At 62.0% G+C, this 13,188-nt stretch carries 13 protein-coding genes; 6 read left to right on the top strand and 7 right to left on the bottom strand.

Annotated features, from left to right (window positions below):
• The 5 genes from trxA to DT070_RS15510 all read left to right on the top strand — a co-directional run bounded on the left by trxA (position 1) and on the right by DT070_RS15510 (position 5,791).
• Positions 1-333, top strand: a complete 333-nt coding sequence (trxA, locus tag DT070_RS15530; RefSeq protein WP_007875124.1) for a thioredoxin TrxA — start codon at positions 1-3, stop codon at positions 331-333.
• A 252-nt stretch (positions 334-585) separates the two neighbouring features.
• Positions 586-1,848 (top strand): transcription termination factor Rho, encoded by a 1,263-nt coding sequence (gene rho, locus DT070_RS15525; protein ID WP_007875125.1) that lies wholly within the window; start codon positions 586-588, stop codon positions 1,846-1,848.
• A gap of 317 nt (positions 1,849-2,165) precedes the next feature.
• On the top strand, positions 2,166-2,447 hold the full coding sequence (locus tag DT070_RS15520; protein ID WP_122956215.1) for a type B 50S ribosomal protein L31: 282 nt from the start codon (positions 2,166-2,168) through the stop codon (positions 2,445-2,447).
• A gap of 189 nt (positions 2,448-2,636) precedes the next feature.
• Positions 2,637-4,424: a hypothetical protein gene (locus DT070_RS15515; protein WP_122956214.1), complete on the top strand. Its 1,788-nt coding sequence runs from the start codon at positions 2,637-2,639 to the stop codon at positions 4,422-4,424.
• The gene (locus DT070_RS15510) at positions 4,421-5,791 is read left to right on the top strand and encodes an MATE family efflux transporter (protein WP_122956213.1); all 1,371 of its coding nucleotides are present in this window, start codon (positions 4,421-4,423) and stop codon (positions 5,789-5,791) included. Before DT070_RS15515 ends, DT070_RS15510 begins: the two co-directional genes overlap by 4 nt.
• On the opposite strand, the gene phoR is transcribed toward DT070_RS15510, so the two are convergent.
• The 7 genes from phoR to pstS all read right to left on the bottom strand — a co-directional run bounded on the left by phoR (position 5,779) and on the right by pstS (position 12,432).
• Positions 5,779-7,161, bottom strand: coding sequence for a phosphate regulon sensor histidine kinase PhoR (gene phoR / locus DT070_RS15505; RefSeq protein ID WP_228778483.1), 1,383 nt, complete (start codon positions 7,159-7,161; stop codon positions 5,779-5,781). The genes DT070_RS15510 and phoR overlap by 13 nt on opposite strands.
• Positions 7,158-7,883, bottom strand: coding sequence for a phosphate regulon transcriptional regulator PhoB (gene phoB, locus DT070_RS15500; RefSeq protein WP_122956212.1), 726 nt, complete (start codon positions 7,881-7,883; stop codon positions 7,158-7,160). The genes phoR and phoB overlap by 4 nt, the downstream gene beginning before the upstream one ends.
• A gap of 7 nt (positions 7,884-7,890) precedes the next feature.
• Positions 7,891-8,592, bottom strand: coding sequence for a phosphate signaling complex protein PhoU (gene phoU, locus DT070_RS15495; RefSeq protein WP_122956211.1), 702 nt, complete (start codon positions 8,590-8,592; stop codon positions 7,891-7,893).
• A gap of 19 nt (positions 8,593-8,611) precedes the next feature.
• Positions 8,612-9,391, bottom strand: a complete 780-nt coding sequence (pstB, locus tag DT070_RS15490) for a phosphate ABC transporter ATP-binding protein PstB (protein WP_092126178.1) — start codon at positions 9,389-9,391, stop codon at positions 8,612-8,614.
• Between the two features lie 50 nt (positions 9,392-9,441).
• Positions 9,442-10,302, bottom strand: coding sequence for a phosphate ABC transporter permease PstA (gene pstA / locus DT070_RS15485; RefSeq protein WP_122956210.1), 861 nt, complete (start codon positions 10,300-10,302; stop codon positions 9,442-9,444).
• Positions 10,299-11,264 carry a phosphate ABC transporter permease subunit PstC gene (pstC, locus tag DT070_RS15480; protein ID WP_122956209.1) on the bottom strand — a complete coding sequence of 322 codons (966 nt, stop codon included), beginning with the start codon at positions 11,262-11,264 and terminating at the stop codon, positions 10,299-10,301. The genes pstA and pstC overlap by 4 nt, the downstream gene beginning before the upstream one ends.
• A gap of 124 nt (positions 11,265-11,388) precedes the next feature.
• Complete coding sequence (gene pstS, locus DT070_RS15475; RefSeq protein ID WP_122956208.1) at positions 11,389-12,432, bottom strand: phosphate ABC transporter substrate-binding protein PstS; 1,044 nt, start codon at positions 12,430-12,432, stop codon at positions 11,389-11,391.
• A 262-nt stretch (positions 12,433-12,694) separates the two neighbouring features.
• On the opposite strand from pstS, the gene DT070_RS15470 reads away from it, so the two are divergent.
• Positions 12,695-13,174 carry a fasciclin domain-containing protein gene (locus DT070_RS15470; protein ID WP_122956207.1) on the top strand — a complete coding sequence of 160 codons (480 nt, stop codon included), beginning with the start codon at positions 12,695-12,697 and terminating at the stop codon, positions 13,172-13,174.
• Positions 13,175-13,188 lie beyond the last annotated feature (14 nt).

Raw genomic sequence — 13,188 nt, 5'->3', positions numbered from 1 at the left:
ATGGCAAGCGAACTGATTAAACATACCACCGATGCCACCTTCGAAGCCGACGTGCTGCAATCCTCCAAACCTGTGCTGGTGGATTACTGGGCCGAATGGTGCGGTCCGTGCAAGATGATCGCGCCCATCCTTGACGAAGTGGCAACCGGCTACGACGGCAAACTGCAAATCGCCAAGATGAACGTCGACGAAAACCGCGATATCCCCGCCAAGTTCGGCATCCGCGGCATCCCCACGCTCATGCTGTTCAAAGACGGCCAGCTGGCCGCCACCAAAGTGGGCGCCATGAGCAAAGCCCAATTGACCGCGTTCATCGACCAGCAACTGGCCTGATGAACCTTATTGGGTATCGGAAAGGAAGCCCGGCGCCCTGCCGCTTCCTCTCCGGCTCCAGCCCCTTCAACGGCCGCCCCGGCCACACGAAAACGGCCTGATTTCCCGCCTGATTTTCCTGTCATAATGTGTTTTATTCACCGGCTGGCCCTCCGCCCTCCGGTTCGAGTTCCCGGTTTGTAAGCCATCTTCTGCGGCTTCTTTTCAAACCTCCCCCGTTTTCCATCAATGAACTCCGCAAGGAGTAATTCCATGCACTTAAACGAACTCAAGGCACTGCACGTGTCTGAAGTCCTCAAGCAGGCCGAAGCCCTTGAGATCGAAAACGTTGGCCGTATGCGCAAGCAGGAGCTGATGTTCGCCATCATCAAAAAACGTGCAAAAACCGGCGAGACCATCGTGGCCGACGGCGTGCTGGAAGTGCTCCCCGATGGTTTCGGTTTCCTGCGCGCACCGGATTCGAGCTATACCGCTTCGACCGACGACATCTACATCAGCCCCAGCCAGATCCGCCGCTTCAACCTGCACACCGGCGACATGATCGAAGGCGAAGTGCGCACCCCCAAAGACGGCGAGCGCTACTTTGCCCTGAACAAGCTGGACAAGGTCAACGACGGCCTTCCTGAAGACAACAAGCACAAGGTCATGTTCGAGAACTTGACCCCGCTGTTCCCGCGCGAGCAGTTCAAGCTCGAGCGCGACATCAAGGGTGAAGAAAACCTGACCAGCCGCATCATCGACATCGTCTCGCCTATCGGCAAGGGCCAGCGCGCCCTGCTGGTCGCGCCGCCCAAGTCCGGCAAGACGGTGATGATGCAAAACATCGCCCACGCCATCACCGCCAACTACCCTGAAGTCGTGATGATGGTGTTGCTGGTGGACGAACGCCCTGAAGAAGTGACCGAAATGCAGCGCAGCGTGCGCGGCGAAGTCATCTCTTCCACCTTCGACGAACCCGCCGCACGCCACGTGCATGTAGCCGAAATGGTGATCGAGCGCGCCAAGCGCCTGGTCGAGCTCGGCAAGGACGTGGTCATCCTGCTCGACTCGATTACCCGCCTGGCCCGTGCCTACAACAACGTGCTGCCTTCATCGGGCAAAGTGCTGACCGGCGGCGTAGACGCCAATGCGCTGCAGCGCCCCAAGCGCTTTTTCGGCGCGGCCCGCAATATTGAAGAAGGCGGCAGCCTGACCATCATCGGCACTGCCCTGGTCGACACCGGCAGCCGGATGGACGAAGTGATCTTTGAAGAATTCAAGGGCACCGGCAACTGCGAAATCCACCTGGACCGCCGCTTGTATGAAAAGCGCGTGTTCCCTGCAATTCACCTCAACCGCAGCGGCACCCGCAAGGAAGAGCTGCTACTTGCACCCGAAATCCTCCAAAAATCCCGGATTTTGCGTCAATTCATGTACAACATGGATGAAATCGAGTCCATGGAGCTGATGCTCAAGAACATGAAGGCTACGAAGAACAACCACGAGTTTTTCGACATGATGCGGCGAGGTGGCTGAAGCCACCCCGCCAAATATGGCCCCCACGGTCGCTCACTTCGTGTAGCTCCCTGCCCCCCGAGGGGGCCGCCCGCCCTGCGGCCTGGCAAAGCCAGTTCCGCGGGCTCATGCTGGTTTGAAGATTCTTTGGGCGCGACCAGCGGGGGTCTTCGCCAGCGGGCAGCCGCGGGACTGGCTTCGCCAGACCGCAGGCGCCGTCCCCTCGAGGGGAGAACAAGCTACACGCAGTGAGCTTGGACAGGGGTGCTATAATGTGTGGCTTAGCGGAAAGTGCCCAGGACTGGCTTGTGTGGCTCCCGCATCGAACAAGGAAGATCATGAAAGAAGGCATTCACCCCAATTACCGCGAAGTTTGTTTCCTGGACCTGTCCAACAACTTCAAGTTTGTGACCCGTTCCTGCGTGAACACCAAAGAAATGGTGACGATGGACGACGGTCGCGAGTTGCCCCTGTACAAGCTCGATACGTCCAGCGAATCGCACCCCTTCTACACCGGCACGCAAAAATCCGTGGACAACATGGGCGGCCGCGTTGAGAAATTCCGCAACCGTTTCGGCAAAACCGCTGCCAAAGAGGCCGCACCCGCCGCTTCGAAGTAAGCTGCGAATTTTTCGCCAGCCTGCCAAAAAGCAGCCTGAATTTCAGGCTGCTTTTTTTTCGGCAAAATTCGCCGGGGGCCCCCGGTCTCCCGGCCCGGTTTGACGCAAAATCACTGACGGTCCGCAGTAAGTGGGCCGATCGCTTCGTCTGCACGCCTCACCGCTTCCGCTTTTCAAACAACCATCGTTTTGAACAAACCCTCGCCCGCCATCATTGCCCAGTCCGCCGTGCGCCGCCTGCCCCGGCTGGCGCTCCTGCTGTTCTGCATTGCCTATGTGCTGCCGGGCTTTTTGGGGCGGGGCCCCTGGAAGAACGAGGACATTGCGGCATTCGGGGTCATGCGCGAACTCGCTTCTGCCGCATCCAACTGGCTTCAGCCGCAGCTTCTCGGTCAGGTCACAGGTTTCGATGCGCTCGTGCCTTACTGGCTCGGCGCCGTTGCCATCAAAATCCTGCCCGTCCTGGATCCGGCCCTGGCCGTGCGCATTCCGTTTGTGATGCTGCTTGTGCTGGCCCTGCTGGCCACCTGGTATGCCGTTTATTACCTTGCCCGCAGCCCGCAAGCCCAGCCGGTGGCCTTTGCCTTCGGCGGCGAGGCCAGCCCGGTGGATTACGCCCGGGCCATTGCCGATGCCGGCCTGCTGGCGCTGATCGCCTGCCTGGGCCTGGCGCAGCTCTCCCACGAAACCACGCCGGCGCTGGCGCAGCTGGGCTTTACCGCGCTGGCCTTTTACGCCATGGCGGCCAGCCCGTACCGCAGGGCCACCAAAATACTGGGCCCCGCCTTCGGCCTGCTGATCGGGCTCGGGGGCCTGGCCCTGAGCGGCGCCCCTACCTTGGCCCTGCTGTTCGGGGTGGGCGGCGCGCTGGTGGAATGGACCCACATGCGCTGGGGCATGAATCAGGACGACCCTGCGGCCAAGCAGCAGTCCTGGCACTGGGTGCTGCTGATTACCGCCATCACGCTGGGGGTCTCGGTGCTGGCGTACTGGCTGGATCTATGGCGCTGGCGCATTGACCTGCCCGGGGCCGATGAGCCTTCTGCCTGGAAAGACCTGCGCAGCCTGGGGCGCCTGTTGCTGTGGTTCACCTGGCCGGCCTGGCCGCTGGCGATGTGGACGCTTTTTCGCTGGCGCAGGCAACTGGCCAGCCGCCACGTCGCACTGCCGCTCTGGTTCGCCGCCATGGCGGTCGCCGCCACGCTGACCACGGCAGCCTCCGACCGCAGCCTGCTGCTGAGCCTGCCGCCCCTTGCCGCGCTGGCGGCCTTTGCGCTGCCTACGCTCAAGCGCAGCGTGGCTTCGCTCATTGACTGGTTCACGCTGCTGTTTTTCACGGGGTGCGGCATCATCATCTGGGTGGTGTGGATCGCCATGCAAACCGGCGTGCCGCGCCAGCCTGCGGCCAACGTCGCCAAACTGGCGCCCGGCTTTGAGCCCAGCTTTTCATGGCTGGCCTTCCTGGTCGCCCTGATGGCAACGCTGGCCTGGGCCTGGCTCGTCAAATGGCGGGCCGGCGCGCAGCGTGCGGCCGTGTGGAAATCGCTGGTGCTGCCTGCCGGCGGCGCCACCCTGTGCTGGCTGCTGCTGATGACGCTCTGGATGCCCCTGCTGGACTACGCGCGCAGCTTTGCGCCCATGTCACGCCAGATCGCCAGCCTGGTCGACAAAAATGCCTGCGTCGAGATCTATGGCATCGGCAGCGCACAGGCAGCGGCATTGCAGTACCACGGCCAACTTGAATTGCGCCAGGCCGGCCCCCAGGCAAGTTGCCCCTACCTGATTGTCGATATCGAAGCCCAAGGCACGCTCAGCAACACCGTCAACCTGCCCGACTGGGCGTTCCAGGCAACAGTGCGCAGGCCCACGGACAAGACGGAGAACGTCCTTCTTTACAAGCGCGTGAGCTCTGACGCCGGGCCGGCGGCAAAGCCTGCCGGCGTCGCCCGCCGCGCCAAACCCAGAACCAGTCCTTGAGCGAACTCAAGATCCTCAGCCGGCACGCAGGCACGGTGCTCATCGGACAACTGGCCATCATGGCTTTCGGGGTGGCCGACACCGTGATCGCCGGCCGCTACAGCGACGAAGCACTGGCTGCCTTGTCGATTGGCTCCGCCCTGTATGTCAGCGTCTACGTAGGCCTGATAGGCATCGTGCAGGCCTTGCTGCCGATCTGGTCCGAGATGCTGGGCGCACGCAGGCATGAGGCCGTGGGCGCATCAGTGCGGCAAAGCATGTACCTCTGCGGTTTTATCGTGGTGGCCGGCATGGCCGCGATGCTTTTTCCCGGCCCGCTGCTGCGCTGGGCGCAGGTGCCCGAACTGATGCGGGATGAAGTGCAGCATTACCTCGCGGTGCTGGCCTTTGCCTTCGCCCCTTCCTTGCTGTTTCGCATCTACAGCACCTTCAACCAGGCGCTGGGCAAACCGCTGCTGGTCACCTGGCTGCAGGTCGGCGCCCTGGCGGTCAAGATTCCGCTGTCCATCTGGCTGGTGGCCGGCGGTGCGGGTGTAGAGCCCATGGGCGCGGTGGGCTGTGCCTGGGCGACGCTGATCGTCAACTACCTGCTGCTGGTGCTGGCCATTGTGATGCTGCGTTCGCAGTCGCTCTACCAGCCGTACAACATCTGGCGCCGCATGGAGCGGCCCGACTGGTCGCAGATCGGCAACTTCGCCAGGCTCGGCATCCCGGGCGGGCTGGCCTACCTGGTTGAGGTGACGTCGTTCACCCTGATGGCGCTGTTTATCGCCCGGCTGGGCACGGTGGCATCCGCGAGCCACCAGATTGCGTCCAGCGTGGCGGCCGTGCTTTACATGATGCCGCTGTCCATGGCGATTGCCTGCAGCGCACGCGTGTCGTTCTGGATCGGTGCGGGCCGCCCGGACTACGCCAAACGCGTCGTTCTGTTGGGGCTCAAACTCACAGGATTTGCCGCGATCACGCTGGCAGCGCTTGTTTCCCTGGCTGGCCCCGTGCTTGCGGGATGGTATTCAGGCAGTCCCGAGATCGTAGCCCTCGCTTCGTCGCTGCTGGTGTGGGTGGCCTTCTACCATGTGGCCGATGCAACCCAGGCTTTGACCGCCTTCTTGCTGCGCTGCTACCGCATCACGATCACGCCGCTGGCGCTTTATGGCGTGTTGCTGTGGGGCCTGGGGCTGCTGGGCGGCTACCGGCTGGCCTACACCGGCATTGCCGGCCACGCGCCCACGCAGTCCACCACAAGCTTCTGGGCAGCCAGCACGGTGGCCATTGCGCTGGTAGCGGCCTGCTTTCTGGGTTTGCTGTGGTACGCCGTCAGGCGCAGCCTGCGGGTGGCGGTGGCGCCTGCAGCTCAGGCCGCCTGAGTCGCCTGCGCAGCTTGAGCCGCCTGAATCCGGCGCACGCGCGTCATCGGAAAGATGATCGAGAAGCAGGAGCCCTGACCCAATTCGCTGGTGATGTGCAATTCCGCGCCATGGCGCTGGGCCACATGCTTGACGATGGCCAGGCCCAGCCCGGTTCCGCCGGTTTCGCGCGAACGGCTGCGGTCAATCCGGTAAAAGCGCTCGGTCAGCCGCGGCAGGTGCTCAGGCGCAATACCCGGGCCGGTGTCCTTGACCTTGAACTCACCGCGTCCGTCTTCGAGCAACGCCCAGCTGACGCGGACCAGGCCGCCTTCGGGGGTATAACGCACGGCATTCGTGACCAGGTTGGACATGGCGCTGTAAAGCTCGGTTTGCACGCCAGCGATTTCGCAGGCCGGGCCGGCGTCGAACTCCAGGTGGTGCCCCTGCGGCGCGATGACGCCTGACAGGGCTCGCGCCTCCTGCTCGCACTGGGCCAGGAGCGCGCTCAGGGTGGTCCAGTCATGGGCACCCGGAAACGGACTGCCTTCGAGGCGCGACAGCGTCAGCAAATCGTTCACCAGCGTCTGCATGCGCTGGGACTGCTGCGCCATCAACGACAGGTAGCGGGCGCGCTCCGGCTCCTTGAGCGGCAGGGTCTGCAAGGTCTCAATAAATCCGGACAGCACGGTCAGCGGCGTGCGGATTTCGTGGGACACATTGGCCACAAAATCCCTGCGCATGGCTTCGGCCAGTTCGACCGCGGTGATGTCGCGCGACAGCAGCAGCTTGCGGTCTTTGCCGTAAGAGTGCACGTGCACAGACAGCTTGACGGGACGGGCGGGCGTGCTGAAGTTGCCGGGAATCACCACGTCGTGGGAGAAATTGCCCGCCGCCACGTAAGCCTTGAAGGCCGGGTCGCGAACCAGGTTGGCAATGTGCTGCAGCACGTCGCGCTGGGCGTCGAAGCCAAAATGCTCCGTTGCCATCTGGTTACACCATTCGATACGGCCCTGGGCATCGAGCAACACCACACCGCTGGGTGAGGCCTGCATGGCCGCCAGGAATTCGTCCAGGCGCGCCTGGCTTTCCCGCAACTGCTGGTCGCGGTTCTTCAACAGCCTGCGGGTGCGGTCGGCGACCTCGCCCCAGACACCAGGCATGCTGGGGGCGCTGCCCGCCGTGATGGCTGGGGTGTCGTTGTTTTGCTCGGTGCGCAGCCAGCGCAGCAGGCGGTTGATGAAGAAGCTGTCGATCAGCAGCCAGACCATGGCACCCACTGCCAAGCCTATGCCCAGTCCGAAGGTCAAGCCATTGGCAGTGCGCGCCCAAAAGCCCAAACCGCCACCGGCAAGCATGCAGGCGGCAAAAATGATCCAGCGGTTGATCATGCGCTGGATTGTGCAGCAGCTACCGGATTGTTGGCGGCCATCGCCGTCAGGCGATAGCCTGCGCCGCGAACGGTCTCCACCATTACACCCGCGGATCCAAGCGCTTCCCGCAGGCGTTTGACGTGCACGTCGACCGTGCGCTCTTCAATGAAGACGTGGTCGCCCCACACCTTGTCGAGCAGGGCGCTGCGGCTGTGCACACGCTCGGCGTGCTTCATCAGGTAGTGCAGCAGCTTGAACTCGGTGGGGCCCAGCTTGAGCTCCTGGCCCTGGTAGGAAATACGGTGGGTGGCCGCATCCAGCACCAGGGCGCCGACCGTCACGCTGTCATTGACCGACTCCGGGGCACGGCGGCGCAATACGGCGCGAATTCGCGCCAGCAGTTCCTGGGTCGAAAACGGTTTGGTGATGTAGTCGTCCGCGCCGGCGTCGAGGCCCGCCACCTTGTCGGGTTCGTCGCCGCGCGCCGTCAGCATGAGGATGGGGATGCTCTTGGTGCGCGCCTGTTTGCGCCAGTGGCGGGCCAGCGCAATACCGCTTTGCCCCGGCAACATCCAGTCGAGCAATATCGCATCGGGCAACACGGCATCGAGTTCGCGCTGCGCCGAGACACTGTCTTCCGCCACCACGGGGTCAAAGCCGCCATGCCGCAGGTTGACGGCAATCAGTTCGGCGATGGCCGGCTCGTCCTCAACAATCAATACGCGTGGCAGATGTTTCATTCCAGTTTTACTTTACTGCAGACTCAATCTGCTCCATCGGGGTGTGGCGGACGTCAGCCCCTTTGACGATGTAGATGATGAATTCTGCGATGTTTTTGGCGTGGTCACCCACACGCTCAATGGCTTTGGCCACGAACAGCAGATCCAGGCTCGGCGAAATGGTGCGGGGGTCTTCCATCATGTAGGTAATGAGCTTGCGCACAAAACCGTCGAATTCCTGGTCGATCTGGTCGTCTTCCTTGAGGATGGAAACCGCCACCGCAGTATCCAGGCGCGCAAAGGCATCGAGCGCCTTGCGCAGCAGGCCCGAAGCCAGTTCCGCCGCCACACGGAGGTCGGAAGAAGGCAGCGCGCGGGACGATCCACTTTCAATGATGGACTTGACCATGCGCGCGATTTTTTCGGCTTCATCGCCGGCGCGTTCAAGGTTGGCCGTGGTCTTGGAGATGGCGATCAGCAAGCGCAGGTCGCGGGCCGTGGGCTGGCGCCGCGCAATGATGGACGAAAGCTCGCGGTCGATGTCGATTTCCATCGCATTGACGCGTGATTCGGTTTCGATCACCTGGTTGGCGCTCTCTGCATTGAACTGCGACAGCGCGTAAATGGCCAGGCGAATCTGCGATTCGACCAGCCCGCCCAGCTCCATCACGCGCGAAGAAACGCCGTTGAGTTCGCTGTCAAACTGGGTCGAGAGGTGTTTATCAGGCATGTGTGCTCCCTAATCCGTATCAGCCGAAACGGCCGGTGATGTAGTCTTCAGTTTCTTTGCGTTTCGGCTTGAAGAACAGGTCTTCCGTCGCGCCGAACTCGACCAGGTCGCCCAGGTACATATAGGCGGTGTAGTCGCTGCAGCGTGCGGCCTGCTGCATGTTGTGTGTCACGATGACCACGGTGTAATCGTTCTTCAACTCGGCGATCAGCTCTTCCACCTTGGCGGTAGAGATCGGATCCAGCGCCGAGCAAGGCTCGTCCAGCAGCAGCACTTCAGGCTTGATGGCGATGCCGCGGGCAATGCACAGGCGCTGCTGCTGGCCGCCCGAGAGGCTGGAGCCGCTCTGGTTCAGCTTGTCCTTGACTTCGGTCCAGAGCGCTGCCTTGCGCAGCGCCCACTCCACACGCTCATCCATGTCGGAGGCGTTCAGGCTTTCAAACAGCTTGACGCCAAAAGCGATGTTGTCGTAAATCGACATGGGGAACGGTGTTGGCTTCTGGAACACCATGCCGACCTTGGAGCGGATCAGCGCCACGTCTTTTTTGGATGTCAGCAGGTTTTCACCGTCGAACATGATCTCGCCTTCGGCACGCTGTTCGGGGTAAAGCTCGTACATGCGGTTGAAGATCCGCAGCAGCGTGGATTTGCCGCAGCCCGACGGGCCGATGAAGGCGGTGACCTTTTTTTCCGGGATTTCCAGGTTGATGCCCTTCAGGGCGTGGAACTTGCCGTAGTAGAAGTCGAGGTTCTTGACCGAGATTTTCGATTGCTCGCGTTGTGCGGTGATGGTGTCCATCTGTGACCTTGTTGTGTTGGGTTGGGCTAAAGCCAAGGAGCGTCAGCCGGTCAGTTTTTTGCACGCGTGAGAACACGCGCCAGGATGTTCAGGCCAAGCACGGCCATCGTGATCAGGAAAACGCCTGCCCATGCCAGCTGTTGCCAGTTTTCATAGGGGCTCAGCGCGAACTTGAAGATCGTCACGGGCAGGCTGGCCATAGGCTGGCTCAAGTCGGACGTCCAGAACTGGTTGTTCAGCGCGGTGAAGAGCAAAGGCGCCGTTTCGCCTGCAATGCGCGCAACCGCCAGCAGGATGCCGGTTGTCACGCCGGCACGTGCGGCACGCAGCGTGATGCTGGTGATCACCTTCCACTTCGGTGCGCCCAGGGCATACGCGGCTTCGCGCAGGCCCGGCGGAACCAGCTGCAGCATGTTTTCGGTGGTGCGGATGACCACCGGAATCACGATCAGCGCGAGCGCCAGGACACCGGCCCAGCCCGAGTAGGACTTGAACTGCGACACGACGACCGTATAAACGAAGAGACCGATCACGATGGACGGCGCCGACAGCAGGATGTCGTTCACAAAGCGCGTCACCGAAGCCAGCATGCCCTTGGTGTTGTACTCCGCCAGGTAGATGCCCGCCATGATGCCGATGGGCGTGCCCACAAACGTGGCCAGCAGCACCATCAGGAAGGAGCCGTAAAGCGCATTGGCAATACCGCCCTCTTCATTGGGCGCCGGCGTCATCTGGGTCAGGGTTGCCCATGAAAGGCCGCCCACGCCCAGGCGAATGGTTTCCCACAGGATCCATGCCAGCCAGAACAGGCCGAACGACATGGCCGCCAGGGACAGCACCAGCGCGATCCCGTTGACCCGCTTGCGGCGGGCGAACTTGGCCAGGCGTGCGTCTTGCATCGCGGTACTCATGTTTTCACCCCTTCACTCTTTCGCAGTTGGGCCAGCAGCAGCTTGGACAGCGACAGCACGACAAACGTAATGAAGAACAGCACGAGGCCCAGATAGATCAGCGCCGCCTGATGCAGGCCTTCGCCCGCTTCGGCAAACTCGTTGGCCAGTGCCGACGTGATGCTGTTGGCCGCCTGGAAGAGGCTGAGCGAATCGAGCTGGTTGAAGTTACCGATGACGAAGGTGACCGCCATGGTCTCGCCGAGCGCGCGGCCCAGTCCCAGCATGATGCCGCCCACCACGCCGGCCTTGGTGTAAGGCAGTACGACTTTGGAGACGACCTCCCAGGTGGTGGAACCCAGCCCGTAGGCCGACTCCTTGAGCAGCACCGGCGTCACTTCAAACACGTCCCGCATCACCGAAGCGATGAAGGGGATGATCATGATGGCCAGGATGATGCCGGCCGAAAGAATACCGATGCCGACCGGAGGCCCGGAAACCAGGGCGCCGAGGTAAGGCACGCCGGTCAACAGGCTTTGCAGCGGCTGCTGCACATAGGTGGCCAGGATGGGGCCGAACACCAGCAGGCCCCACATGCCGTAAACGATGGACGGCACGGCAGCGAGCAACTCGATGGCGGTGCCCAGCGGCCTTTTGAGCCATGCGGGCGACAGCTCGGTCAGGAACAGCGCAATGCCGAAGCTCACCGGCACCGCGATGACCAGTGCGATCAGCGAGGTGGCGATGGTGCCGTAAATCATGACCAGGCCGCCGTACTCGCCCTTGACAGGGTCCCAGACGCTGCTGGTCAGGAAGCCGAGGCCGTATTTGCTGATGGCGGGCCAGGCACCGATCACCAGCGAAACAAGGATTCCAAACAGCAGGCCCAGTGTGAGCCAGGCCGCGCCCTGTGCAGCCCAGCCGAAAAGGCGGTCTGCCAGGGGGCTTCTGCGCACAGCGCTGCCAGGGGGAGGATTGGTCATATCGCGTCCGGTCGCTTTGGCCGGGGGGTCAAAAGCAGCCCGGCTAGCCGGAAGTGTAGAGGACACGTGAGAAACCCCTATGGTTTGTAACAACTGCGGAAATCAGCTGGGTATGCTGACTTGCTTACTTGTAGGCAACCGTTTTGCCCGATGCGTCCTTGATGTCGCCCCAGGCTTTTTCGATGATGGTTTTCACGGCGGCGGGCATGGGCACATAGTCCAGGTCGTCGGCGGTCTTGTCGCCGTTTTTGTAGGCCCACTCAAAGAACTTGAGCGAGGCAGCGGCCTGGGCAGGCTTGTCCTGTACTTTTTGCATCAGGATGAAGGTAGCGCCGGTGATGGGCCACGAATCCTTGCCGGGCTGTTCCGTCAGGATCTGGTAGAAGCTCTTGGACCAATCGGCACCCGCGGCGGCGGCTTTGAAAGCGCCGTCTTCAGGGGACACGAAATTGCCGGCTGCATTTTTCAGCTGGGCAAAGGTCATCTTGTTTTGCTTGACGTAGGCGTATTCCACATAGCCAATCGAGTTGGGCAGACGGCCGACGAATGCCGCCACGCCTTCATTGCCCTTGCCGCCGGCGCCCACGGGCCAGTTCACTGCGGTGCCCTCACCCACTTTGGACTTCCACTCGGCATTCACTTTGCTCAGGTAGTTCGTGAAGATGAAGCTGGTGCCGGAGCCGTCAGCACGGCGAACCGGTGCGATGGCTGCATCAGGCAATGCCAGCCCAGGGTTCAGGGCCTTGATGGCCGGGTCGGTCCAGTTGGTGATCTTGCCCAGGTAGATGTCGCCCAGCACCTGGCCGCTCAGCTTGAGCTGGCCTGGGGTGATGCCCTTGATGTTGACCACGGGAATCACGCCGCCGATCACGGTAGGGAACTGCATCAGGCCTTTCTTGGCCAGTTCTTCGTCTTTCAGAGGCGCATCAGAAGCGCCGAAATCGACGGTTTTGGCTTCAATCTGGCGCAAACCAGCGCCGGAACCGACCGACTGGTAGTTGATCTTGACGCTGGTGGCCTTGTTGTAATCAGCCGCCCATTTGGAATACAGGGGAGCCGGGAAGCTGGCGCCGGCGCCGGTCACGTCCTGGGCGGCGGCCAGCGTGGCAAACGATGCCAGGGCAAGGCCCACTACGGTCGTCAGGGAAGCTTTGAAAGTCAGGTTCATCAGAACACCTCTTGGGTTGGAAATAAGGGAAATCGGTTGGGATTGGCAGGAACGATGCGGTGACATGCGTTGACTGTAGAAATCTTGTGTGACAGGCTTGTGACAACTATGACAGTCCTCAGGGGGCGGCCATTGCCCACTCATTTACCCCTCTTTTCCACTCGGGAGCGTCACAAAACCTTCAAATTAGCGTCACGAATTTGTCATCCGGTTCTCCTACCCTTGGCCTCGTCTCAATCAGGATTAATCAGGAGAACTTTCCATGTCCAACCGTCGCTTTCTGGTCCTTGCCGCCGCCGTTGCCGCCCTCGCCGGCTGCGCCACCACCTCCACGCCGGTGTCCGTGACCGACACCATCGCCGCCCAATCCCAGCTCAGCACGCTCAACGGCCTGGTGGCCAAGGCCGGGCTGGCCGACACGCTCAAGGGCACGGGCCCCTACACCGTGTTCGCCCCCACGAACGAGGCTTTTGCCAAAGTGCCCGCCAAAACCATGGACGAACTGGGCAAAGACCCCGCCAAACTCAAGGCGGTTCTGGCTTACCACGTGGTTCCCGGCAAGGTGATGGCCGCCGACGTCAAGAACGGCAACACCAAAACCGTCAACGGCGCCAATGTGGCGCTCTCCAAAGCCGGTGAATTCGTCACCGTCGAGGAAGCCCTGGTCCAAAAGGCCGACATTTCCGCCACCAACGGCGTCGTGCATATCGTGGACGCGGTGCTGATTCCACCCGCCAGGTAAATCGGCAGTCACAT

The sequence above is a fragment of the Polaromonas sp. SP1 genome (assembly GCF_003711205.1).
Classification (GTDB): Bacteria; Pseudomonadota; Gammaproteobacteria; order Burkholderiales; family Burkholderiaceae_C; genus Polaromonas.
This window is presented reverse-complemented; position numbering and strand designations above follow the sequence as displayed.

What these genes read in the sequence shown, in the direction of transcription:
- trxA (WP_007875124.1), top strand. Translation starts at nt 1, where the DNA reads ATGGCAAGCGAACTGATTAAACATACCACCGATGCCACCTTCGAAGCC.
- DT070_RS15520 (WP_122956215.1), top strand. Translation starts at nt 2,166, where the DNA reads ATGAAAGAAGGCATTCACCCCAATTACCGCGAAGTTTGTTTCCTGGAC.
- pstB (WP_092126178.1), bottom strand. Translation starts at nt 9,391, where the DNA reads ATGGACACCATCACCGCACAACGCGAGCAATCGAAAATCTCGGTCAAG.
- pstA (WP_122956210.1), bottom strand. Translation starts at nt 10,302, where the DNA reads ATGAGTACCGCGATGCAAGACGCACGCCTGGCCAAGTTCGCCCGCCGC.
- pstS (WP_122956208.1), bottom strand. Translation starts at nt 12,432, where the DNA reads ATGAACCTGACTTTCAAAGCTTCCCTGACGACCGTAGTGGGCCTTGCC.
- phoU (WP_122956211.1), bottom strand. Translation starts at nt 8,592, where the DNA reads ATGCCTGATAAACACCTCTCGACCCAGTTTGACAGCGAACTCAACGGC.
- rho (WP_007875125.1), top strand. Translation starts at nt 586, where the DNA reads ATGCACTTAAACGAACTCAAGGCACTGCACGTGTCTGAAGTCCTCAAG.
- DT070_RS15470 (WP_122956207.1), top strand. Translation starts at nt 12,695, where the DNA reads ATGTCCAACCGTCGCTTTCTGGTCCTTGCCGCCGCCGTTGCCGCCCTC.
- phoR (WP_228778483.1), bottom strand. Translation starts at nt 7,161, where the DNA reads ATGATCAACCGCTGGATCATTTTTGCCGCCTGCATGCTTGCCGGTGGC.
- pstC (WP_122956209.1), bottom strand. Translation starts at nt 11,264, where the DNA reads ATGACCAATCCTCCCCCTGGCAGCGCTGTGCGCAGAAGCCCCCTGGCA.
- phoB (WP_122956212.1), bottom strand. Translation starts at nt 7,883, where the DNA reads ATGAAACATCTGCCACGCGTATTGATTGTTGAGGACGAGCCGGCCATC.